Origin of the sequence: Paraburkholderia sp. EB58 (assembly GCF_050436665.1) — a bacterium.
In the GTDB taxonomy this organism is placed as follows: domain Bacteria; phylum Pseudomonadota; class Gammaproteobacteria; order Burkholderiales; family Burkholderiaceae; genus Paraburkholderia.
Genome location: NZ_JBNDMQ010000019.1, coordinates 1 through 23,128 on the forward strand (window position 1 = coordinate 1; position 23,128 = coordinate 23,128).

Genomic DNA, 23,128 nt, shown 5'->3' on the forward strand with positions numbered 1-23,128 from the left:
GTGAAATCCGATGTACGGGACCGTTTGAAGTGAACATGCCCGTCGAGCCCCTGGGTTACTGACGTAACCGATTTTATAGATGGGGCATGTTTCCCCGGAAATTTCCGGCGCAACGCGCATACAGGATGAGGCTGGCCACGAGCCAGCGGATAGAAGGCGGTGAGACGTTGGGGTCTCACGGGCGCGACGCTCGGCTTCAGGCGGACGTACACCGGATCGCGGCAATGGTTCCCGGGCGGCGGAAACCCGCTGGAATACGCGTGTATATCGGCATACCGCAATCAACGCAAGGAGGACCCCGAGTCATATTGAGCTGAGTTATCCACCGCCGGCCGGCGTCGTGGTCGAGACTGGCGACCCGCCGACCGGCCGTGGATAACTCATGGGCCTCAGCTCCTGGCACACCCACAAACCGGGTCCCGGTCCAGTTTGCGAAAGGCCTTGACAACATCCTGCTCATAGAAGGGGCTCGGGGTTCTATCGGACCGCGCGAGGCCCTATCAGGGTCCGCGCGTCTTTACCGGTTTTCACAATTGACGCCACAGCAGACGGCTACAATCGTTCGCTGTGGCGTTGTTCTGTCCGCCCGGACAGTCACTGCGTCGCGCGTGAACACCAGGGAGACGACGATGGAAATCCAGGCTTATGTATTTTTCGACGGCAGCTGCGAAGAAGCGCTGAGCTTCTATGCCGACAAGCTCGGCGCCGAGCTGATGCTCAAGATGCACTACAAGGACGCGCCGCCCGACGCCAACCGCCCGGCCGATCCGAAGAACGACAATATGGTCATGCATGCCTCGGTCAAGATCGGCTCAAGCATCCTGATGATGTCCGACAACTGCATGACCGATACGGTGACCCACGACGGCTTCAAGCTGTCGCTGACAGCAAATGACCTGGCGCACGGTGAAAAGCTCTTTAACGCGCTGGCCGAAGGCGGCAAGGTCGACATGCCATGGCAAGCCACGTTCTGGAGCAAGGGCTTCGGCATGGTGACCGACAAGTTCGGAATCGGCTGGATGGTGACCATTCCCGACGCTAGCTGAGCGCAGCTGGTTTCTGGCTCCGTCCGGGGCGCAGGGACGGAGCGCAGACCTCGGCGCCTTGGCACCTCAGCCGGATCTCGCCACGGCACGAACCTGCGGGCCGTGCCGCTCGATATTCCAGTTCGGCTCCGTCTCGAGCAGTAGCGCCCGCAAGTGGTCCACCTGCTCGATCAGCCGCTCGCTCAACCAGTACGGCCCCTGCAGTTCGGGGGCTAATTGCTGCGCGATCGCACTGCCTGGGCCATGCGCCAGCACCACCTTTGGAGCGAGGAACCGCGCCGCGCCCCCGAACCGCAGGCCGCGCGCCATCGCCAGCAGCATGGCCCGCACCGCGCGCGCCTCGGCTCCGCATTGCCGCGCAAATGCCGCACGCCCGGTAGCGTTCGCCTGTGCCAGCGCACCGGTCGCCATTATTTCCAACGCACTCAACACCGCGCGGTGAACGCGCTGAATCTCCTCCAGCTTCCCCGGCGGCGCCTCGATTTCCTTTGCCACCGAGGGCATCAACGCGCGCAGTTGCACCAGCCGGGCATTCAGCTCCAGAAACGTCTTGAGCTGTTCGTCCGCATCAAACGGTGCGCCGTCCACGAGGCGTGTGTAGATCCGCGCGCAACCGCGCAAATTATCGGCGAGCAGGTAACGCCATGAATACGTCGCATGCAGCGGCAGCGCAAACGAGAACGCCAGCGCGATCACAATGCCGATCAGCACGTTCAGCGTGCGCCATAAGCCCGTATCGATCATGTTGTCGCCGTGGCCCGCGACGATGCACATCGTGATCGCCGTCAGCAGTCCGATATAGCCTGCCTTACCGATGGCGTACCACGCGCAGATACCCGCCACGATGGACATCAGCACGTAGGTGAGCCACAGCGAGCCGAACAGGTTCTGCTGCAGGATGAGTACGAGCCCGATGGACGCCCCTAGCAACGTCCCGACGGCCCGGTCTGCAGCCTTCTTGCGGATATTGCCGTGATGCTGCAAGCCGCCGATCACCACCAGCAGCGTCACCGACGACCAGATGCCATGCGGGATATTGATGCCGGTGGTGGCAAGGATCGACACGATCATCGCGAGCCCCACCCGCACGCTATGGAGCAGTTTGGCGTGCCGGTAACGGTAATACGGCGAAGTGATCGCCCTTACCACGCGGCCGACACGGCTTCGGCGCGGCATCACGGAATCGGATTCGGAATCGGAATCGGCTGAGGACATGGTTGCGCGGAAGTGGAAGACGCAATCTGGCTATCGTGCACCAAAAATGCAAAACGCCCGCAAGTTTTCGTTGCGGGCGTTTGGGTGCACCTTGGGACGGTCAGGACCGTTCAGGGACACCTGAACCAGTCAGCTTTACGCCACGTCCAGATAGTCTTCCGGCCGAGTGCGATCTTCGGCGTGCTTCATGCCCATCGCACGCACCAGCAAGCTCGCCACCACCGACACCACCAGGTTCACGATCAGCGACCACACCGCGGCATAGCCGGGAATCGCGAGGCCGAACAGGTGGATCGTAAAGATCGAGCTGGCCAGCTTCAGCGAAACCGCCATCCACGTGCCGGTTGCAATACCGACGGCCCAGCCGAGCAGCAGGCCACGATAGTCGAGTACGCGCGTGTACAGCCCCAGCACGATGGCCGGCAGCGTCTGGATGATCCAGATGCCGCCCAGCAGTTGCAACTGGATCGCATACGTGAGCGGCAAGCCGAGAATGAAGGCCACCGCCCCCACCTTGACGATCAGCGAAACCAGTTTGGCAATATTGGTTTCCTGCTCATTCGTCATGGTGCGGTTGATGAACTCCTTGTGGATGTTGCGCGTGTACAGATTGGCCGCCGCGATCGACATAATCGCCGCCGGCACCAGCGCGCCGATGCCGATAGCCGCGAACGCCACGCCGACGAACCATGACGGGAAGAAGTGCAGGAACAGCGCCGGCACGGCGAAGTTCGGACCGAAGGCCTTGAAGTACGGCGCGTATTCCGGCATATCCTTCACGCCCGCTGCGAGCGCCATGAAACCGAGCAGCGCAAGCAGGCCGAGCACCAGCGAATAAGCGGGCAACATCGCCATGTTGCGGCGGATCGTGTTGCCCGACTTCGACGACAGCACGGCAGTAATCGAGTGCGGGTAGAGGAACAACGCCAAGGCTGAGCCGACCGCCAGCGTGGCGTATGCGCTATAGCCGTTCAGGCTCGACACGTCAGGCGCTTTGAGCAGCAGCTTGGCCGGCGGCACGGCGCCGAAGATGTGACCGAAGCCGCCCAGTTGCGGCGGAATCACGATCACTGCAGCGGCAATCGTGATGTAGATCAGCACGTCCTTGACGACCGCAATCATGGCCGGCGCGCGCAGGCCCGAAGTGTACGTGTACGCCGCCAGAATCGCGAAGGCGATGATGAGCGGCAGATCGCCGACGAAACCCGTGGTGTCGAAACCGAGCGCGCCGATCACCACTTCGATACCCACCAACTGCAGCGCGATGTACGGCATGGTGGCGACGATACCGGTCACGGCGACTGCCAGAGCGAGCGTCTTGCTGCCATAGCGGGCATTGACGAAGTCGGCGGAAGTCACGTAGCCCTGACGTTTCGCAATGCTCCACAACTTCGGGAAGACGACGAAGGCGAACGGATAGATCAGGATCGTATAGGGCAGCGCGAAAAAGCCGGTAGCGCCTGCGCCGAACACGAGCGCGGGCACCGCGACGAAGGTGTAGGCGGTGTACAGGTCACCGCCCAGCAGAAACCATGTGACGATGGTGCCGAAGCGCCGGCCGCCGAGACCCCACTCCTCGAGGTGAGCGAGATCGCCGCGCCGCCAGTGAGCCGCGATGAAGCCGAGGATCGTGACGCCAATAAAGAACAGGACGAATACAAAGGTGGCGACGGGATTCATTGAGCGCCCCCCTGTGAGCTATCCCGCGAACGTGTCTTGGTCTTGAAGTAAACGAGCGCCGTGATGACCGCGCTGATCAGCACCCACAGCAGTTGATACCAGTAGAAGAACGGGAAATCGAACAGTTGGGGTTCGACCTTGTTGTATGACGGCACCCAGATCATCGCGATCCAGGGAAGCAGCAGCAACCAGAGCCAGCGTTTGCTAGCCTTGTTCGCGGTGGCGTCGTGAGCCATGACGTCTCCTATCCTTTTATTGATTTGTGGTCCCGTAGTTGACGGGTAGCGGACCCGACGACTGGAGGTCGCCCCGCGGATAAGCCGCGGACGCCCCGAAAGCAATGAAAGAGTATAGGAGTCGCAAAGGTACGGTCAAGCAGGGGCGACCCGAGGCAAAACCTTGTGGCGCAGAGGGGGAAAGGAAGCTGTGCGGGGCGCCGTGCGCGGCGGTGTGCGGCAGGGAAGAGGCCGCTGGACGGGCGTTGCGGCGGGTTGAAGGCCCCGGAGTCCGGGGCGGCGCGGCGGCCGGCCCCGAATCGCGAGCACTGAGTCGCGTGCACCAAGCCCTTTGCCTAGATGGAGAACGAACCGGCCTGCTGCCCGGTCGATTCCTGCAGGCCCTTGATCCACTTGCGCGCCGGCAAGCCGAGTTCGGCTTCGATGACCTTGGCACGAGCTTGCAACGTCGCGAACGGTACCTCGAGTGCAGGCCCCGAAAACGCGATCGCCACACGGTTGCCGTCGTGCACTTCCGGCAGCGCAAACACGCGTCCGTCGAAGGCTTCGTTCAGGCGCTTCATGTTGCGCACGAAGCTCGGGTGATCACCGAACAGGTTCACCGTCACCACGCCCGCGTCAACCAGACATGCGCGCACGGCACGGTAGAACGCGACGCTATCGAGCACCGGACCGCGTGCCGTGGCGTCGTAGACGTCGATCTGCAACGCGCCGATCGTGCCGTGGTTGGCCCGGTCGTTGACGAAGTCCCATGCATCGGTTTCGTGCACGGTCAGACGGGCGTCGTCATGCGGCAGTTCGAACATCGTGCGCGCCGCGACCACCACGGCCGGATTCAACTCGACCGCTTCGACCTTCGCACGCTTCAGAAAGCGATAGGCGAATTTGGTCAGCGCCGCTGCGCCCAGGCCGAGCTGAACGATGCGCTGCGGCGTTTCGAGGAATAACAGCCAGGCCATCATCTGCTGCGCGTATTCGAGCTCGATGTGATCGGGCTTGCGCAAACGCATCGCGCCTTGCACCCATTCCGTGCCGAAGTGCAGATAGCGCACGCCGCCCTCTTCCGAGAACGTCACGGGCGCGAAGCGCGGCTTGCGCGGCGTTTCGATTTGCGGAGCGTCGTCGAGGTCTTCGTCGCGCGATGCGCGCTTGCTCGTGCGCGTCATTTTCTGCATTTTCTGGCTTGCATCGGCGGAGTCGGCCTGTTTGTTGCGGAATGCGCGCGCTTCAGCCGAAGCACGCTTGATCAGTTTCGTCATGTGGGAATGTCCGCGTCGAAGACGCCATTTTGGTTCGAACGAGAGCATAGCATTGGCCAGACTCGCTTTTCTTTTCCATGTAATCTGCTTGTTCACCACAAAGGATCCGCAAGCATGAGCACCATCCACTTCATTGGCGGGGAAAAAGGCGGCGTGGGCAAATCGCTCGTCGCCCGCGTGCTGGCCCAGCATTTTATCGACACCGGCGTGCCGTTTCTAGGCTTCGACACGGACCGCTCGCATGGCGCGCTGCTGCGCTTTTACGCCGACTATGCCGCGCCGGCCGTACTCGACCAGCATGACAGTCTCGATCCCGTCATGGAGGCCGCCATCGAAGATCCGCAGCGGCGCATTCTGGTTGACCTCGCGGCCCAGACGCAGCAGCCGCTCGCCAGGTGGTTCGACGATTCGGATGTACTCGGTGTTGCCGAGGAGCATGGCATCACGCTGACGTGGTGGCACGTCATGGACAGCGGCCGTGATTCAGTCGATCTGCTGCGGCAGTGGCTCGACCAGTTCGGCGGACGGCTCAAGTTGGTGCTGGTTCTGAACGAAGTCCGCGGCGACCGTTTCGAGATTCTGGAAGCGTCCGGCGAACGCGCGCGGGCCGAGGCACTGGGCGCCAGCGTGATGACCCTGCGTCATCTGCCCGATACGACGATGCAAAAGATCGACCAGCAAAGCACGAGCTTCTGGGCCGCGGTGAATCATCCCGATCGCGCCTCCACGGGTCTCGGCTTGCTGGAACGGCAACGCGTCAAGGTGTGGTTGCAGCGGGTGTATGGCGAGTTGGCGAAGCTCGGCGTATAGACGCTAGTCACTACGACCGCGCGGTGCTTCGACGAGGTCCGGCGCGACGAGCCAGCGACGCAGCACTTCCCACGCTTTGAGCTTCTCGGAATAAGAGAGGGTGTACGCGGGGCTGCTTGAAGGAAGGCTGACGAATTCAATCTTCCCGACAGCGTCCTGTAGCGCCCGCATGCCGAGTCGCGTCGCCGTGCCGCCGTTAAACGCGACGGCGGCAAGACGCGGCAGCGATTCAACCAGGGCAAGCAGGTCGTTGCTCGCATGGTTGCGGATCCGGCTGTCCAGACTGCCTTCGCGCTGTGCCTCTGCGACGACGTCCCACAATCCGACGCGGTGACGCACGAGTGTCTGCAGGCGCGTGGGGTAGTCGAGGCTGGGTAAGTCCTCTCCCGTTACGTCACCGATCAGGGACCAGAAGCGATTCTGCTTGTGCGCGTAGTACTGTGATTGTGCCAAAGAGACTTCACCCGGCAGGCTGCCGAGTACCAGGACCCTCGTGTTGGCGTCGACGACAGGAGGAAAGCAGCGTTTCTGCGTCATGACGCCTTCCCGCCGCGGCCATGCTGAGCCACTGGATGGGCGCGTGACGCCGTGTGCTCGAGTGGCCGTCCATGTTCGCGAGGATGCGCACGCGGCTCCTGCGCCGACACTGCCGGCGATGCAGCAGCAAGATGCGCCCACAACGCGGGGAGCATGCACTCGGTGACCATCAGCGGTGCACCGTGCCGCTCGAATACCGAGCGGCGTGCAACCAGCGCCTGCGGATGCGCCTCGCCGATTTCGCGCGCAGCCAACCGGTACAGCGGATGACGCGCCGTGAGCCGGCGGCTCACCAGCGCCGAGCGCGAGACGCTGCTGTCGCTGTAGAGCAACTCGGCCAGCGGGCGGGTACGCAAGCGCCGCATCGCCTGCCAGACGCCGACGCTCGCCGCCAGCGGCGCGACGCTGTGAGCCGCGACGAACGGCGTGCCATCAACCGACAACACCACCTCCCGCACCCACACCGGCGCGCGACATTCGACGTCGAGCGCGGCGTACTCGTCCGCCCACGGCAACGCGACGGCTTCGCGCGTGACGCGAACCGCGACCGCACCGAGCGTGCGCAGATGCGCGGTCAGCGAACCGCCGCGCGTGAGCCAGTCTTTCTGATCGCGACTGAAACCGGGTAAGGGCGCGACGCGCCAATGGGCGTCAGCGGCATCGAAACGGATGAGCATGGTGTCGGATTATAACGGCGGCGGGTAAGGATGCACCTCGGCGCGGGCGACTTATAAGGTTCCGCATTGCTGCGCTTCTATGCTGACACGCATCAATCGATTCACAGCTTTCGGATAGGTCTGATTCTCCTTTCACCTCCTCACGCGATAAAAGATTCCTGCATTGCAAATGCCAGCGGTCCGCCCAAACCCAATGCATGGGCGAGCCATGTGATCAGATATTCAAGGAGAAGAAAGATGAGAACGTTCTTGGGTGCAACTGCATGCGCCATGGCGGTCCTACTTACGACCGGTTGCTCGGCGCCGTTGAACCGCGCGACAGAGACCTCACTGAATCAGGCGGTCGGAATCGAAGTGAAGCCTGTTGCTGATGGCGTCTCGGTCAAATTGCCGGAAGCAGCATTGTTCGATTTCGGCAAATCCGAAGTACGTCCCGACGCGGTCGCCGTGATCAACCGCTCCGCAGTGTTGCTCAAGCGCAGCAAGAAGCCGATCCTGGTCGAGGGCTATACCGACAATGTCGGCACGCTCGAATATAACCAGCAACTCTCGGAAAACCGTGCGACGGCGGTAGGTTATGGGCTGGTGGCGCGCGGCGTCGCAATGGACCGTATCCGCACCAAGGGCAACGCCTACAACAACCCGGTGGCAAGCAACGATACGCCTGAGGGGCGCGCGCTGAACCGGCGCACGGAGATTCTCGTGCGCGGCGAAACGATGGATACGCTGATGGGGCGGTAACGGACGTCGGCCATGCATCGCATTGGCAAACGGAGATCCGGACGCGCGAGGCGCGTCCGGATGCGCGGACCAGTCATCGCCTCACCGTGTAACCGGTTCAGGAAAGCGAACCGTGGGCGAATTCCCGCAGTGAGGTTCGTACCTCGGCCAACGGTGCGTCCCATTCACCCAGTTCCCGCTGCCTGAACAGGCGCGCTGACGGATACCAGGGGCTGTCGCTGCGGTCGATCATCCAGCGAAAGGCCGTGCAAGTGGGCACCATCACCCAGACCGGTCGCCCCAATGCACCTGCCAGATGCGCGACGGCCGTATCGACCGTAATGACCAGATCCAGCGATTCGATGATCGCGAGCGTATCGGAAAAACTGTTGATTTCGGGTCCGAGCATGTGCATGGCGATTTCAGCCGGCAACGCAGCGGCTTCATCCTGGGCACGCCCCATTTGCAGCGAGAACCACTGCACATCAGACTCCGTGAGGACCGGCTGCCATCTGCTCAACGCGATCGAACGATAACGGTCAAGTGCATAAGCGGGATTGCCCGCCCACACGAGACCAACGCGTTTTTTCCGCACACCGCTTGAACCGACTTTGGCGATGGCATCCAGCCGGTTCTGCCAGCGTTGAACCTTCGCCGGCTCTCCCGTCAGATACGGCATTGCGACCGGGAGCATCGACAACTTGAGCTTCATATGCTCCGGCATCCTGAGCATGCGGCACCAATAGTCATAGGACCCCGGCGGAGACGTGGTCCAAGCGGCACGAACGCCCGCCGCGCCACGGGCCAATTCACCTAACGGGGCGTCGACCCAAACATCGACGATGGCGCCTTGTCGTTGCAACCAGTCGGCCGTACGCAGAAACTGGAGTTGATCCCCGAGCCCCTGTTCGCCTATTAGCAAGAACCGGCACCCCGACACGGGCTCACCTTTCCATTCGGGAAAAGCAGGACGCACGAGATCAGCATTTTCCGGCAGCGCTTCATGCCATCGGTATTGCTTCCAACCCTCTTCGAAGTCGCCGAGACGCAGTTGCGTCGCTGCGAGATTGTATTGCATGTGTGGGTTGTCGGGTAGCAGCCTCGCCGCCTCGATGGTGTGCAACCGCATCGGCGCAAATTCGCCGAGCATGTTGTACGAGAATGATGCGTTGTGATGCAGCCAGGCATTCTGCGGGTCAATCGCAATTCCCTGAAGGGCCACACTCATCGCATCGTGGAAGCGATGAATGCCGTTGAGGGCAAAAGCTAGCCTTTCCAGCGCGGCGCCATCGGTTGCGAAGCGCTCGCGAAGCCGGGCGAGCACCGTGTCGATCTGTGTGTGGCGTTCGGCTTTCGACAGAGCGTCGAAGAACTCAATCGCATCGGACGGCTGAACCGAATCGAGCGCGCATGCCTGCAACCAGTAGTCTGCTGCTTCAAGGATCTGATCAAGTTCCGTGCTAATTCTGGCCAAGGCGCGAACTGCGTGATGCAAGCTTGGATCCAGGTCCAACGCCCTCGTGTAGTGCTGCCGTGCTTCGGCGATACGCCCTGACAATCGCAGACAGTCTGCCAGATTGCGATGGAGGCTGGCGGTGCCGCCCGTGAGGTGGAGTCCACGATGGTAGAACGCCTCAGCAGCCACGCGATCGCCCATTGTCGCGGCGAGTATCCCGCGATGCTCCCAGATGTCTGCCCGCTCCGGAGCGACGGTCAACGCCTGATCCAGGTACTGGTGTGAACGTTCGTTCTGCTCCAGACGAAAACAGGCGATGCCCATCCGGTGCAGCGCATGCGCATGTCGGGGTTGCAGTTGCAGCACGTGCTGGTAGTGCTGCATCGCTTCAGGAGTCTGATCCGCAGCTAGATAGGCATCCGCGCGGGCGATCAAAGCGTCGATTTCTTCCATGCTGGTTGAAGAAAGAAGAGATAAGAGGTGTGGGTCGCGCAACGACATAGCCTTCGATTATTCGTGGCTGAAAGCGCGTTCGCTTTGATGTGCCAGGGACGCACCTGCGTGTGCGATTGCCTGCAACCGCGCCGCTACCCGCTTGACTACCGGCGCCCACGCGCCCGGCTCAGGTTGCCGGTAGAGCTCGACGGAGTCGTACCAGGGCTGCGTTTCCGCGTTACCCCAACACCAATGCGAGACATGATCAAGCATCGCCAGCACCGGACGGCCCAGCGCGCCGCCCAGATGCAGAGGCGCGCTGTCGATGGTCACGACGGCGTCAAGCGCAGCCACATGCGCGGCGACGTCGTCGAAGCCGGCTTCATAGAGCCCAGTCAGGTCACACACGCGATAGCCTTGCGCCGTCATGGCTGCGACATCTGCACTCAGACCCGGCGTGAGCGGATGGAACACGACATTAGGCAGCGCGAGAACCGGAGCGAGCGACGCGAGAGGGATCGAACGTTTCCCATCACGGCGGTGAGTCGGACTGCCGGACCACACGAGGCCAACGCGAAGCGCAGCCGCCTCGTCATCCGCAGCCCGCACCTTCGCCTGCCATTGCGCCAGCCTTTGGGGATCCGCCTGCAGATAAGCTGCACCGCGCACCTGCTTCGCCTGCAAGCCGAGTGTGTGCGGCACGCTCATCATCGGCAAACCGTAGTCCGGCTCGTAGTCCAGCTTGCCGAGCGGGCCGTCCTCTATCGACACGCAGTCGCCGTAAAAACGCGCGAACAGCGGTTGCAGCGCCCGCCGCACCGCCAGCACCAGCCGCCCGCCTTCGTCGGACACGCGCGCCGCGAGTTCCGGCAGGAAGCGCACCATCTGGATGTCGTCGCCATTGCCCTGTTCGCTATGTACGACCAGCCTCTTGCCGGCAAGCGGCTCGCCGCGCCAACGCGGACACAGACGCGCCATCACGGTAACCACATTGTTCGCCTCGCGGTCATCGCGTCGCAGCCGCGCTTCGAAGCGCGGCCATGCGGTCGACCAGTCGCCGCGGCGCAATTCGAGATCGGCCAGATCCACGGCCGGTTGCACAGCATTCGGGTCGAGTGCAAGCGACCCATGCAGCGCGGCCTCGCTCTCGGAGTAGCGCGCCTGCTCGGCCAGATACTGGCCAATCGCGGCCGCCACCGCGGCGTTACCGGGTACGACTGCATCGACAGCGCGCATCGTCGCCTCAGCCGACGCGGCGTCGTTACGCTGCCATTGCGCGTGACTCAATTGCCACGCCATTTCGGTATCGGCGGGATTCTTCGCGAGCAAGTCGCGGCACACTCGCTCAACCGTGTCCCAGTTGCGGATTTCACGATGCGCCAGCACGAGATGCAGCGGCAACACCGGATGAACGCCCGGATCGAGCTCGTACGCACGCGCCAGCGCTTCGCGGCGCTCAGCCTTGGCCTCTGCGCCAGACATCGAGGCGAGAGCCACTGCCAGCCACCATGGTGCGCGGGCATCGTGCGGCGCGCGCTGGGCGTAAGCGCGCAGCAGATGCGCCGCAGCCGGATACGCCCGATAGCGGTCAACCAGCCCGACGATCCATTCAATCGTCATCGCCTCGGATTGCGCCGCGACTGCAAGCTCGCTGTAGTGCTTCGCGACGTCCTGCTTGCCAAGCGCATCGGCAAACAGCGCGAGTCGCGCGTAACGGCCGCCGCTGGTGGATTCCCCCTGTCCCAACGATGCACTGTGATACGCCTGCTCGAAGTGCCCCGCGCTCGCACACAGGTCGGCGTGAATTTGCGGCGTCACACCGTCATGCACCAGAGCGACTGCGCACTGCTGGGCGGCGTCGAGGCCCTGCTCACACAGGACGGACCACACGAGGTACATAGGATCGGCCGGCGTGGCCACGTTTGTTTCGGACATGAGAAGAACCGGGAAGTAACGATGAGACGTCCGCTCGCCGCCCAGATGCGTTGAAGTCAGTTCAAAAACGATTGGGCGTCCGAAGCCGGACCGCCACAGAATATGACGAAATCGCGCGGCTTCATCTCATATTCAAATCTCAAAATAATGCCGTTGATAATTTTTACTTAGTAAACCATACTGATTTTTCGTTCGGCCGAACGTGACCACCTCTTTAAGCCGTATTAAGAAAAATCGCAAAGGAGTCGAAGTTGAATCAGAACGGAAAGGAAACCTCCGACCGCATCGCGCATCTGGCCGCCGTCGTGCTTGCACGACACAGTTCGTTTCACCTGGAAAAGGAACTGGCGGGCTCTGCGCTCGCGCAGCATCACACGTCGAAACAGACGAGCGCCGCTATTGGCAGCCTGGCAGCAAAAGTATTGGCCAACCACGACGCCTGTATGGAAGCGAAAGAACTAGCGGGGTCGGTGCTCTCGCAAGTTCGCCAGCACGAGCACGCTCCGGCTCGTTAAACGATAGACGTTGACAGGCCAATAAGCGCCCAGCGCGCAACGGTAGGTCCGCGTCTTGATCAGGCGCGTCACGCATACCTGGCAGCGGATCGTCCACGTCGCAACCCGGCGGGTGACCCCTCCTTCCGCAACGTTCAGAAAAACGTCCAAAAAAAATGCGCTGCCAAAAGCAGCGCATTTTCCCAACCTACTAACGCTTTAAAAACCAGCGTCTCGACTTAAACCCGCGTCAACCCGCGCGAGCCAACAACAAAGCATTGGTCCGCTTGACGAAGCTCGCCGGATCTTCCAGCGCACCGCCTTCCGCGAGCAGCGCCTGGTCGAACAACAGGTGGCACCAGTCGTCAAAGTTCGCGCTATCCGCGTGCAAGCCCTTCACCAGCGCGTGTTCCGGATTCACTTCCAGAATCGGGTGGAACGACGGCGCTTGCTGCCCCGCGGCCTTCAGCATCCGTTGCAGGTAGCCGCTCATTTCGCCATCGTCAGCCACGAGGCATGACGGCGAATCGGTCAGGCGGAACGTGAGACGCACGTCTTTTGCCTTGTCCTTCAGCGCTTCCTTCATCTTCTCGACGAGCGGCTTCAGTTCCTCGCTAACTTTTTCCTGCGCCTGCTTTTCCTCGTCGTTCAACGCGCCCAGATCGAGGTCGCCACGCGCGACGCTTTGCAGCGGCTTGCCGTCGAACTCGTTCAGGAACGACAGCATCCATTCGTCGACACGATCGGTCAGCAGCAGCACTTCCACGCCCTTCTTGCGGAACACTTCGAGGTGCGGGCTGTGGGTCGCGGCCTGGAAGGTGTCAGCCGTGACGTAGTAAATCTTGGTCTGCTCGGGCTTCATGCGAGCGACGTAATCGGCCAGAGAAACGGTCTGCTCCGGCGAGTCGGTATGCGTCGAGGCAAAACGGAGCAGCTTGGCAATACGGTCCTTATTGGCGAAGTCTTCGCCTACGCCTTCCTTTAGCGCCTGGCCGAATTCCTTCCAGAAGGTCGCGTACTTTTCGCGGTCGGCGTCGTTCTCGGAGTTAGCCAGCTCTTCCAGCATCGACAGCGAGCGCTTCGTCACGCCTTCGCGGATCGCCTTCACATCGCGGCTTTCCTGGAGGATTTCGCGCGACACGTTCAGCGGCAGATCGCTCGAATCGACCACGCCCTTCACGAAACGCAGGTACGTGGGCAGCAATTGCTCGGCGTCGTCCATGATGAACACGCGCTTCACATACAGCTTCAGCCCGCCGCGATGTTCGCGGTTCCACATGTCGAACGGCGCCGCGCTCGGCACGTACAGCAGTTGCGTATATTCGCTGCGGCCTTCAACGCGGTTATGCGTCCACGTCAGGGGATCCTGATGGTCGTGCGAGAGGTGCTGGTAGAACTGCTTGTATTGCTCGTCGGTGATCTCGTTCTTCGAACGGGTCCACAGGGCGCTCGCCTGGTTGACGGTCTCGTCCTCGTCCTTCGTGACCATCTCGCTCTTTTCCGCGTCCCATTCTTCCTTCTTCATCAGGATGGGCAGCGCGACGTGGTCCGAATACTTCTGGATGATCGACTTCAGGCGATGCGACGACAGCAGTTCATCCTCATCCGCGCGCAGGTGCAGCGTGATGGTCGTGCCGCGTTGTGCGCGCTCGATCGTCTCGACGGCGAAATCGCCCTCGCCAGCGCTTTCCCAGCGCACGCCTTCGGCAGCCGTCAAGCCGGCACGGCGCGTCTCGACCGTGATCTTGTCCGCGACGATAAAGCCCGAATAGAAGCCGACGCCGAACTGGCCGATCAGCGCCGCATCTTTCTGCTGGTCGCCGGACAGCTTGCCGAAGAATTCCTTGGTGCCCGAGCGGGCGATCGTGCCGAGGTGCGAGATCGCTTCGTCGCGGCTCATGCCGATGCCGTTGTCGTCGATCGTGATGGTGCGCGCGGCCTTGTCGTAGGACACGCGAATCCGCAGATTCGGGTCGTTCTCGTACAGCGCGTTGTTTTCGATCGCTTCGAAGCGCAGCTTGTCGGCCGCATCCGAGGCGTTCGAAATCAGCTCACGCAGGAAAATTTCCTTGTTGCTGTACAGCGAATGGATCATCAGTTGCAGAAGCTGTTTCACTTCTGCCTGAAAGCTCATGGTTTCTTGTGCCATGGTCGGACTTCCTCTCTATTTGTTGCGGTTGATTCGGGGCAAGCGTGGCCGGTGGTGCCTCAGGGTGTCGGGCTCGTGCAGCAGGCACGAACGCGCGGCGCTGGCAACCGGTCACGCGGCGGATCAGGCGGCTAGTTGGGTGCTATCGGCGCGATTTCAAGAGGCGCGCCGTGATACCCCGTCCAGGTAGCGGCACAGGAATGCTGGCAGCGCCGGATCGCCGCAATTGGCGACGTTAAAGCGCGTCCAGCTCGAGGGCGACTGCTGCGGCGAAAACAGGCTGCCCGGCGTCAGGAGAAACCCCGCTTCGTGGCCGGCGGCGGCGAGCATGTCCGAATCGACGCCGGTGTCAGCCCACAGGAACATGCCCGCGCCCGGGGTGTGAAACAGCTTCAGGCCGGTCTTCTCCAGCATCCTCGCGGCCTTGTCGCGCACGCCGTCGAGCCGTGCGCGCAGCCGTTCGACGTGACGCCGGTAGTGGCCCTCGGTAAGAATCTTGTACAGCACGCGCTCGTTCAATTCCGGACTCGTCATGCCCACCAGCATCTTCTGGTCCGTGACGGCCTTCGCCACCTCCGGCGCGCAGGCGATAAAACCGACCCGCAAATTGGCCGCCAGTGTCTTCGAAAAGCTGCCGAGGTAGATCACGCGCTTTAGCTGGTCGAGGCTCGCGAGACGGGTGGCCGGATAGCCCTGCGGGCACAGATCGCCGTAGATATCGTCTTCGACGACGATGAAATCGTATTCCTCTGCCAGACGCAGGATGCGGAAGGCCTGCGCGGCCGTGAGCGACGTCCCAGTGGGGTTCTGTAGCACCGAGTTGATGACCAGCATTTTCGGGCGCCACTGCTGCACCAGCGTTTCAAGCGCGTCCAGATCGGGCCCATCCGGCGTGTACGGCACGCCGACAAGACGCGCACCCTGCGACGCGAAGCGCCCGAACATCTGGAACCAGGCCGGATCGCCGACGATCACGGCGTCACCCGGCTGCACGAAAATGCGCGCGATCAGATCGATGGCCTGGGTAATCCCCGAGGCGAGCACGACTTGATCCGGCGACGCGCCGATTTCCAGCTCTTCGAGCCGCGTCTGCACCTGCTGGCGTAGCGGCAGGAAGCCTTGCGGCGTGCCGAAGCCGAGCATTTGCGCGCCGCTTTGCCGGCCGAGCGTGCGCAGCGCGCCGGTGATCAGTTCGCCGTCGAGCCAGCGGCTCGGCAGATAGCCGAGACCGGGGCCGCGTTCCGGCCGGGTCGACGTCTGCAGCATGTTGCGCAGCAGCCAGACGACGTCGATCGTATTCGAGGCCGGCGCGGCCTCAGTGCTCTGACGCCGCTCGCCGGGCATGGGCGCGGCCAGACGTTCGCGCACGTAAAAGCCAGAGCCGCGGCGCGAATCCAGGTAGCCCTGTGCGACGAGGCGCTCGTAGGCCTCCACCACCGTAAAACGCGACACACCCTTGTCCAGCGCCAGCTTTCGGATCGACGGCATGCGCATGCCGGCGCGGAACACGCGCTCCTCGATACGGCGGCGCGCCCATTGGACGAGCTGGTCGACGAGCGTGAGCGACGAGGCGTCATTGGGGGCGGGAATCTGGTCAAGCGCGTGGTCAAGCGCCTGGTCGAGCGCGACGGACATGATGGGCTCCAACTGTACCGAACACTATCGGGACGATTGTACCGTTACTGTGCAGGTGCACGGCGTTACATTTGATCCGGAACTCATGCCGAGATACCGCGACGGCGCAGCAACCGGTTATGCTTACGGCCCCAGCACGCGTCACTCGACGCCGCTGGCCTGCCCGCCCCACCGCAGAATCCGACTCCGTTCACCGCCATGACTGCTCATACGCTTCGACTCGACCACCTCGTGATCTGCGCCCGCACGCTCGACGAGGGCACCCAGTACGTCGCCGACACGCTCGGCGTGGCGCCGGCCGGCGGCGGTGCGCATCCGCTGATGCGCACCCACAACCGGCTCTTGAACCTGTGGGGCGGCGTGTATCTGGAGGTGATCGCGGTCGATCCGGAGGCCGAGCCGCCCGCCAGCGGTGTCGAAGCGCGTCCGCGCCTGTTCGCGCTCGACGCTCCGGAGACCGAGGCGAGGCTCGCCGGCGGCCCGTATCTGTCGCATTGGGTGGTGCGCGTGGAGCGGCCCAAGGACCTGCAGCGCTGGCAGGCGCAGTATCCGCAGCGCATCCCGCCGGTCGTGCCGATGAGCCGCGGCGCATTCACCTGGGGGCTTTCAGTGCCGGATGACGGCGCCTTCCCCAGTTGGCAAGGCGCCGGCGACGGCATCGTGCCAACGCTGATCCAGTGGGATACGCCGGATCACCCGTCGGCCGTGCTGCCGGAAACGGAGCTGGCGCTGAAGTCGCTGAAGGCGGTTCACCCGCAGGCTGAGACGATCACAGGGCATTTGCGCTGGCTCGGCGCGGTCCACCTGATCGAGGTCTCCGCGCCGGACGAGGCATCCGGCACAACATCGGGTACAGCGGCTCTCAGCGCCGAATTCGACACTCCGAACGGGCTGCGCACCCTGAAATAGTTGCACGAGCGCCTAGCCCGCCCCAGTAGTAACACCGAGGCGCATCGCGCCTTAACAACCGCGCGCAGTCAGGCGACTCGCGCGATAATGTAAGTTTTTGACGAATCTGATCCAGCACTAGCTGTCGAGGAAACCATGGACCAAAGCGACCTTCAAGCCCCCGTGTGGCAACTTTCCGAACGTGCACGCAAGCTCACCAGCTCGGCGATTCGCGAAATCCTGAAGGTCACCGAACGGCCCGAAGTCATTTCATTCGCGGGCGGCCTGCCGTCCCCGGCCACCTTCCCGGCTGAACGGATGCGCGAAGCGTCGGACCGGATCCTGCGCGATTCGCCGGCCGCCGCACTGCAGTACAGCGCAACCGAAGGCTACCTGCCGTTGCGCGAGTGGATCGCTGCACGCTATTCGGTCAACGGCGCGCAAATCCGTGCCTCTCAGGTGCTGGTCACGACCGGTTCGCAGCAGGCGCTCGATCTGCTCGGCAAGGTGCTGATCTGCCCGGAAAGCCCGGTGCTGGTCGAAACGCCGACTTACCTCGGCGCGCTGCAGTCGTTCTCGATGTACGAGCCGCGCTACGTCCAGGTGGCAACGGATGACAACGGCCTGATCCCCGCAGCGCTCACCCCCGAGCTGACGGCCGGCGCCCGCCTGCTGTACGCACAACCGAATTTCCAGAATCCGACTGGCCGCCGCCTGCCGATCGAGCGCCGCCGCGCGCTCGCCGAACTGGCGAAGAACGCGCCGTTCCCGGTCATCGAAGACGATCCGTACGGCGCGCTCGACTACGCGGGCGAACCGCTGCCGACCATGCTGTCAATGGCGCCAAACCACATCGTGCATCTCGGCTCGTTCTCGAAGGTGCTCGCCCCGGGCCTGCGCATCGGTTACATCATTGCCCCCGAGGAACTCCACTTCAAGCTGGTCCAGGCGAAGCAGGCCACCGACCTGCACACGCCAAGCTTCACGCAGCGCATCGTGCACGAGGTCGTGAAAGACGGCTTCCTCGACACGCACGTGCCGACCATCCGCGCGCTATACCGCGACCAGTGCGCGGCAATGCTGGCCGCGCTCGAACGCTTCATGCCGCAAGGCGTGAGCTGGAACCGCCCCGAAGGCGGCATGTTCGTGTGGGTCAAATTGCCCGCCCACATCGACAGCATGAAGCTGCTCGAAGAAGCGGTCGCACAGAATGTCGCGTTCGTGCCGGGTGGTCCGTTCTACGCCAACGACGCTCAGCACAACACGCTGCGCCTGTCGTTCGTCACGGTGCCGCCTGCCAAGATCGACGAAGGCGTGGCACGCCTCGCGGAACTGATCCGCGCACGCGTTTGAGTACGCCAGACCCTCTCTCCCCTATCGACAAGGACATGTCATGACTCAAGCAAACGTGTATGACAAGCTGAAGGAACTGGGCATCGAACTGCCCACCGCCGGCGCACCCGCAGCGGCATACGTAATGAGCGCGCAAAGCGGCAACACGGTGTACCTGTCGGGCCACATTGCCAAGAAGGACGGCAAGGTATGGACCGGCAAGCTCGGCGCCAACCTCACCACCGAGGAAGGCAAGGCGGCCGCCCGCTCGATCGCCATCGACCTGCTGGCCACGCTGCATGCTCACGTGGGCGACCTGAACCGCGTCAAGCGCATCGTCAAGCTGATGAGTCTCGTGAACTCGACGCTCGATTTCACCGAGCAGCATCTCGTCACCAACGGCGCGTCCGAACTGGTGGCCGACGTGTTCGGCGAGCGCGGCAAGCATGCACGCTCGGCCTTCGGCGTCGCGCAGATTCCGCTGGGCGCCTGCGTTGAAATCGAGCTGATCGCGGAAGTCGAATAATCCTTCCGCTTGGTTGGTTAGCTGTCACGCGTCGTGCGGTGTTAGTCGCCCACGGCGCGTTTTGCTTTGTGGTGTCAATCCGTCATGCTGCGCCACCACTGTTCACCCTTTTACGCTTTTTAATGGCCCTATTCCGCTTTTAGTCAATCGAGCCAATAAAAACACTAAAAAACCACACAATAAATCACGCGATGTCGGTGGCCGGAACCCCGATCCCACAGTAGAATCGGCGCGTCGCGCTACTGAATTGCTGATAACTCCAATGCCCGCTCGTACTGTCCGCTTCAAACAAGTCGACGCCTTCACTGCGGTGCCGTTCAAAGGCAATCCGCTTGCCGTCGTGTTCGACACAGACGACCTCGACGACGCCCAGATGCAGGCCATCGCGCGCTGGACGAATCTCTCGGAGACCACCTTCCTCGTCAAGCCAACCGAGCCGGCCGCGGACTATCGCGTGCGCATCTTCACCAGTCACGGCGAATTGCCGTTCGCGGGCCATCCCACGCTGGGCACTGCGCATGCGTTGCGCGAAAGCGGTTACCAGCCGAAAGTGCCGGGCAAACTGATTCAGCAATGCGGCGCCGGCCTCGTGGAGTTGCGCGCGCAAGAAGGCGGTGCGTGGGCCTTCGCCGCGCCGCTCGCACGCGTCACACCGTTGGCCACAGACTTGTACGCAACACTCGCCCGGGCGCTGCGGAGCGACGCTGTCGATTTCAGCGCCCCACCCTGCGGCATCGATAACGGCGCACCGTGGCTCGTCGTGCGCGTCAATTCGGCTGCTGCGTGCCTCGCCATCAAGCCCGATGCCGCGGCACTCGCACGCGTGGTCGAGGCGGTCGGCGCACATGGGATCGCGGTCTACGGCCCGCATGAAGCCAACGGCCCCGCTACCTTCGAAGTGCGCTGCCTGATGGTGGGCGGCAATCTCGGCGTCGGCGAAGATCCGGTCACGGGCAGCGCGAACGCAGCACTCGCTGGACTCCTGACCGCTCAGCAACGGCGGCCGGGCCTCGCGTACACGGTTCGCCAAGGCACGGCCATAGGCCGGGCAGGTCAGGTGTCCGTGCACTATGACGACGCAACTGGAAAGACATGGATAGGCGGATCTTCGGTCACGGTAGTCGACGGCACGTTCAGGCTGCCCTAATCCGCAGCATCGGGCCACGAAGAGCACCGCGCACATTGCATGCAAAAAACACGCGCGTGGCGATTGCCCATTTGGACCAAGCTTGTCCACAAAACGCCTCGTCAGGACGACTCGATGTCGCACGGATGTAACGATGTTCGACTGCACGTGAGCGCAGAGGCCGGCCTCGACTCGACGAATCCCTCGAAAATGCCGGCACGGTGTGGCTTGGGCCGCGGCCGCCATACACGGGGAGAGCCTGCGCATCACGTGCCTGGAGAGGCGCGCGTATACCCGCAGCATGGGCCCTTCCTTAATGCAGTGGCATTCAGTAATATCGAAACGTATAGGTTGACCCACGGACGGTCTGGCACGACGCCACGCTTTTTCCTCCTGCGCAGCAGTCTCGGTATCCCGCTCACCATGCAGCCAATCTCGAACCCAGCGCAGTCGATTTACACGAAGCCGCTGCGCAACGGCACACGGGCGCGCGCTCCCCGATGAGTCAGAACCGCTTCTTTGCTGCACGCGATGCAAGGCACCGCGCGGATACGATTGTGCCGCGCCGTCGCGCGCTGCTCGCGATTCCCGCTCTCGGCGTGCTGGTTCTGATCCTGCTATGGACGGTGATTTTCGCGCGCCTTTCGGTCGAGAAAGACGCCACCTCGCGCGAGGCCATGGCCTCCGCCGCGATCCTCTCAGCCGCACTCGAACAGCACACGGTCAAGGCGATCCATCAGGTCGACCAGATCACGCGCTTCGTCAAATACGAATTCGAGAAAACGCCCGACCATTTCGATCTCGCCAGCACCGTTGAAAAAGGCGTCGTGCAGAGCGACACGCTGGTGCAGGTATCGATTATCGACGAGCACGGCCTTCTCGTTTCAAACACGGCCGAACAGAATCCAAAGCAGATCGACTTGTCTGACCGCGAGCACTTCAAGGTCCACGAGCACGAGAACGACGACAACCTCTACATCAGCAAGCCGGTACTCGGTCGCGTATCGGGACAGTGGACGCTGCAGATGACGCGCCGGTTGAATCACGGGGACGGCTCATTCGCCGGCGTGGTAGTGGTCTCGGAAGACCCGAGCTACTTCACCAGCGATTTCTATAACAACGCGGCGATCGGCCGCGATGGTGTCATCGCAGTGATCTCGGACAACGGCACGGTGCTCGCACGCCGCACCGGCAACTCCGATTCCGCCAGCAGCAAGTTCTCCGCGACCGGCTCGTACCCGACCTCCGAGCACGTCTCGGGCACCTATGTCGATTCGATCGACAACGTCTCGCGTATCTTCTCGTACCGGCATATCGACGGCTATCCGCTCGGCGTGCTGGTCGGCCTGTCGCAAGCCGAGGAGTTCGCCGACTACAACCACACGCGCAACGTCTACCTGTTGATGGCGGGCTTTATTTCGCTCGCCATGCTCAGCTTCTTCGCGGTGGCCACCGGGCTGATCGGCAAGCTGCTCGGCCGCGAGCGCGAGATGACGCATCTGGTCGAATACGATCTGCTGACCGGCCTGCGCAACCGCTATGCAACGCTGCAGAGTCTGCGCCACGACGTCGCCAACCCGGCGAACCTGGGTCGGCTCGCGATCCTCTTTATCGATCTGGACAACTTCAAGACTGTCAACGATACCCTCGGCCACAATGCCGGCGACATCGTTCTGCAGATGACGGCCTCGCGACTCGCCGATGCGATCGGCGATGGTGGTGCGTTGAGCCGCATCGGCGGTGACGAGTTCGTGGTCGTGATCAAGGGCGACGAGGTCGAGAAGCGCGCCGTCGATCTCGCGGAAGCGGCCGCCGAAGTCTTCGCCAAACCGTTCGAAGTGCGCGGCAGTGCCTTCGTGCTGCATGCGAGCATCGGCATTGCGCTCTACTCCGTACCGAACGAAAGCGAAATCGACTTGCTGAAAAAGGCCGACCTCGCCATGTACAGCGCGAAAGACGCCGGCAAGAACTGCTATCAGTTCTACTCGCCGCAACTCTCGCATCGCGCCGACCATCTGATGAAGTGGGAGCAGCAACTGCGCGTGGCGCTCGCCGAAGGTCAGTTGTTCCTCGCGTATCAACCGAAGATCGACCTTACCCGCCGCTGCATCACGGGCTTCGAAGCACTGGTGCGCTGGAATCATCCGCAGCATGGTCTGATCCCGGCGAACGAGTTCATTCCCGTCGCCGAATCGACCGGCCTGATTGTGCCGATCGGCGACTTCGTGATCGAGACCGCTTGCCGTCAACTCGCGGTGTGGCAACAGCAGGGCTATGACACGCTGTCGCTGGCGGTGAACATCTCGGCCGTGCAGTTCTGGCGTGGCGATCTCTACGAAACCATTTCGCACGCCATCGAGGAAACCGGCATCTCCGCGCGCCGCCTCGAACTCGAGATTACCGAGACTGCGATGATGGAGTACCCCGAACTCGTTTCGGAAAAGATCTTCGCGCTCAAGCGTCTGGGCGTGCGCATCGCGCTGGACGATTTCGGTACCGGCTATTCATCGCTGTCCTATCTGAACCGCTTCTCGGTGGATACGCTGAAGGTGGATCGCTCGTTCGTGCAGGCGATCCCTGGCGACCGCAGCGTCTGCGTGATGGTCACGGCCATCGTCAACCTGGCACGCTCTCTCGGACTCACCGTCGTAGTCGAAGGCACCGAAACGGAAGAACAGATCGCGTGGCTGGCGGCGCTCGGTCATATCGAAGCGCAAGGCTTCCTGTTTTCGCGTCCGGTTCCGGTCGACGCCATTCCGGCGCTGCTCGAACGCTTCGGCGTATGCGGCATGGCCGAGCGGCGCGGCGCGCGCGAACCTGCTGGGAACAGCGCCGGCGCCAACGCAACCTCGAGCAGCGGACAATCCGCTTAAACGCGTCAGCATAACGACGCGTAATCGCGAAACCGGATATATTCAAGAGTACTGAAGCACCCCACGCGCCTTCCCGGCCACGCAGGGCGCGCATGATAA

The 23,128-nt window shown here is 62.6% G+C and carries 19 protein-coding genes; 9 read left to right on the top strand and 10 right to left on the bottom strand.

Features of this window, described 5'->3' with window-relative positions; all coding sequences use genetic code 11:
- The first annotated feature begins 629 nt into the window (after window positions 1-629).
- Complete coding sequence (gene yjdN / locus P3T40_RS25420) at window positions 630-1,046, top strand: VOC family metalloprotein YjdN (protein WP_429270462.1); 417 nt, start codon at window positions 630-632, stop codon at window positions 1,044-1,046.
- A gap of 66 nt (window positions 1,047-1,112) precedes the next feature.
- On the opposite strand, the gene P3T40_RS25425 is transcribed toward yjdN, so the two are convergent.
- The 4 genes from P3T40_RS25425 to P3T40_RS25440 all read right to left on the bottom strand — a co-directional run bounded on the left by P3T40_RS25425 (window position 1,113) and on the right by P3T40_RS25440 (window position 5,436).
- Window positions 1,113-2,261: an FUSC family protein gene (locus P3T40_RS25425; RefSeq protein ID WP_429270463.1), complete on the bottom strand. Its 1,149-nt coding sequence runs from the start codon at window positions 2,259-2,261 to the stop codon at window positions 1,113-1,115.
- 135 nt (window positions 2,262-2,396) lie between these two features.
- Window positions 2,397-3,941 (bottom strand): monocarboxylate uptake permease MctP, encoded by a 1,545-nt coding sequence (mctP, locus tag P3T40_RS25430; protein WP_429270464.1) that lies wholly within the window; start codon window positions 3,939-3,941, stop codon window positions 2,397-2,399.
- Complete coding sequence (locus P3T40_RS25435; protein ID WP_429270465.1) at window positions 3,938-4,177, bottom strand: DUF3311 domain-containing protein; 240 nt, start codon at window positions 4,175-4,177, stop codon at window positions 3,938-3,940. Before P3T40_RS25435 ends, mctP begins: the two co-directional genes overlap by 4 nt.
- A 335-nt stretch (window positions 4,178-4,512) precedes the next feature.
- The gene (locus tag P3T40_RS25440; RefSeq protein WP_429270466.1) at window positions 4,513-5,436 is read right to left on the bottom strand and encodes a spermidine synthase; all 924 of its coding nucleotides are present in this window, start codon (window positions 5,434-5,436) and stop codon (window positions 4,513-4,515) included.
- Window positions 5,437-5,550: 114 nt separating this feature from the next.
- On the opposite strand from P3T40_RS25440, the gene P3T40_RS25445 reads away from it, so the two are divergent.
- Window positions 5,551-6,246, top strand: coding sequence for a mobilization protein (locus tag P3T40_RS25445; protein ID WP_429270467.1), 696 nt, complete (start codon window positions 5,551-5,553; stop codon window positions 6,244-6,246).
- Between the two features lie 3 nt (window positions 6,247-6,249).
- On the opposite strand, the gene P3T40_RS25450 is transcribed toward P3T40_RS25445, so the two are convergent.
- Both P3T40_RS25450 and P3T40_RS25455 read right to left on the bottom strand, forming a co-directional pair.
- Window positions 6,250-6,783 (bottom strand): DNA-deoxyinosine glycosylase, encoded by a 534-nt coding sequence (locus P3T40_RS25450; protein WP_429270468.1) that lies wholly within the window; start codon window positions 6,781-6,783, stop codon window positions 6,250-6,252.
- Entirely contained in the window at window positions 6,780-7,460 is a 681-nt protein-coding gene (locus P3T40_RS25455) for a chorismate--pyruvate lyase family protein (RefSeq protein WP_429270469.1), read from the bottom strand. Before P3T40_RS25455 ends, P3T40_RS25450 begins: the two co-directional genes overlap by 4 nt.
- 237 nt (window positions 7,461-7,697) lie before the next feature.
- On the opposite strand from P3T40_RS25455, the gene P3T40_RS25460 reads away from it, so the two are divergent.
- Complete coding sequence (locus tag P3T40_RS25460; RefSeq protein WP_429270470.1) at window positions 7,698-8,201, top strand: OmpA family protein; 504 nt, start codon at window positions 7,698-7,700, stop codon at window positions 8,199-8,201.
- 97 nt (window positions 8,202-8,298) lie between these two features.
- Here P3T40_RS25460 and P3T40_RS25465 read toward each other — a convergent pair whose 3' ends face one another.
- Together P3T40_RS25465 and P3T40_RS25470 are read right to left on the bottom strand one after the other, a co-directional pair.
- Window positions 8,299-10,089, bottom strand: a complete 1,791-nt coding sequence (locus P3T40_RS25465; protein WP_429270471.1) for a tetratricopeptide repeat protein — start codon at window positions 10,087-10,089, stop codon at window positions 8,299-8,301.
- Window positions 10,090-10,146: 57 nt separating this feature from the next.
- The gene (locus P3T40_RS25470; RefSeq protein ID WP_429270472.1) at window positions 10,147-12,006 is read right to left on the bottom strand and encodes a glycosyltransferase family 9 protein; all 1,860 of its coding nucleotides are present in this window, start codon (window positions 12,004-12,006) and stop codon (window positions 10,147-10,149) included.
- Window positions 12,007-12,257: 251 nt separating this feature from the next.
- On the opposite strand from P3T40_RS25470, the gene P3T40_RS25475 reads away from it, so the two are divergent.
- Complete coding sequence (locus tag P3T40_RS25475) at window positions 12,258-12,521, top strand: hypothetical protein (protein WP_429270473.1); 264 nt, start codon at window positions 12,258-12,260, stop codon at window positions 12,519-12,521.
- 229 nt (window positions 12,522-12,750) lie between these two features.
- Here P3T40_RS25475 and htpG read toward each other — a convergent pair whose 3' ends face one another.
- Window positions 12,751-14,649: a molecular chaperone HtpG gene (htpG, locus tag P3T40_RS25480; RefSeq protein WP_429270474.1), complete on the bottom strand. Its 1,899-nt coding sequence runs from the start codon at window positions 14,647-14,649 to the stop codon at window positions 12,751-12,753.
- A 156-nt stretch (window positions 14,650-14,805) separates the two neighbouring features.
- Window positions 14,806-16,284 carry a PLP-dependent aminotransferase family protein gene (locus P3T40_RS25485; RefSeq protein WP_429270475.1) on the bottom strand — a complete coding sequence of 493 codons (1,479 nt, stop codon included), beginning with the start codon at window positions 16,282-16,284 and terminating at the stop codon, window positions 14,806-14,808.
- Between the two features lie 198 nt (window positions 16,285-16,482).
- On the opposite strand from P3T40_RS25485, the gene P3T40_RS25490 reads away from it, so the two are divergent.
- The 5 genes from P3T40_RS25490 to P3T40_RS25510 all read left to right on the top strand — a co-directional run bounded on the left by P3T40_RS25490 (window position 16,483) and on the right by P3T40_RS25510 (window position 23,029).
- Entirely contained in the window at window positions 16,483-17,193 is a 711-nt protein-coding gene (locus tag P3T40_RS25490; protein ID WP_429270476.1) for a VOC family protein, read from the top strand.
- Window positions 17,194-17,328: 135 nt separating this feature from the next.
- The gene (locus P3T40_RS25495) at window positions 17,329-18,525 is read left to right on the top strand and encodes a PLP-dependent aminotransferase family protein (RefSeq protein ID WP_429270477.1); all 1,197 of its coding nucleotides are present in this window, start codon (window positions 17,329-17,331) and stop codon (window positions 18,523-18,525) included.
- 40 nt (window positions 18,526-18,565) lie between these two features.
- Window positions 18,566-19,030 (top strand): RidA family protein, encoded by a 465-nt coding sequence (locus P3T40_RS25500; protein ID WP_429270478.1) that lies wholly within the window; start codon window positions 18,566-18,568, stop codon window positions 19,028-19,030.
- A gap of 262 nt (window positions 19,031-19,292) precedes the next feature.
- On the top strand, window positions 19,293-20,177 hold the full coding sequence (locus P3T40_RS25505) for a PhzF family phenazine biosynthesis protein (RefSeq protein WP_429270479.1): 885 nt from the start codon (window positions 19,293-19,295) through the stop codon (window positions 20,175-20,177).
- 479 nt (window positions 20,178-20,656) lie between these two features.
- The gene (locus P3T40_RS25510; RefSeq protein ID WP_429270480.1) at window positions 20,657-23,029 is read left to right on the top strand and encodes a bifunctional diguanylate cyclase/phosphodiesterase; all 2,373 of its coding nucleotides are present in this window, start codon (window positions 20,657-20,659) and stop codon (window positions 23,027-23,029) included.
- Window positions 23,030-23,128 lie beyond the last annotated feature (99 nt).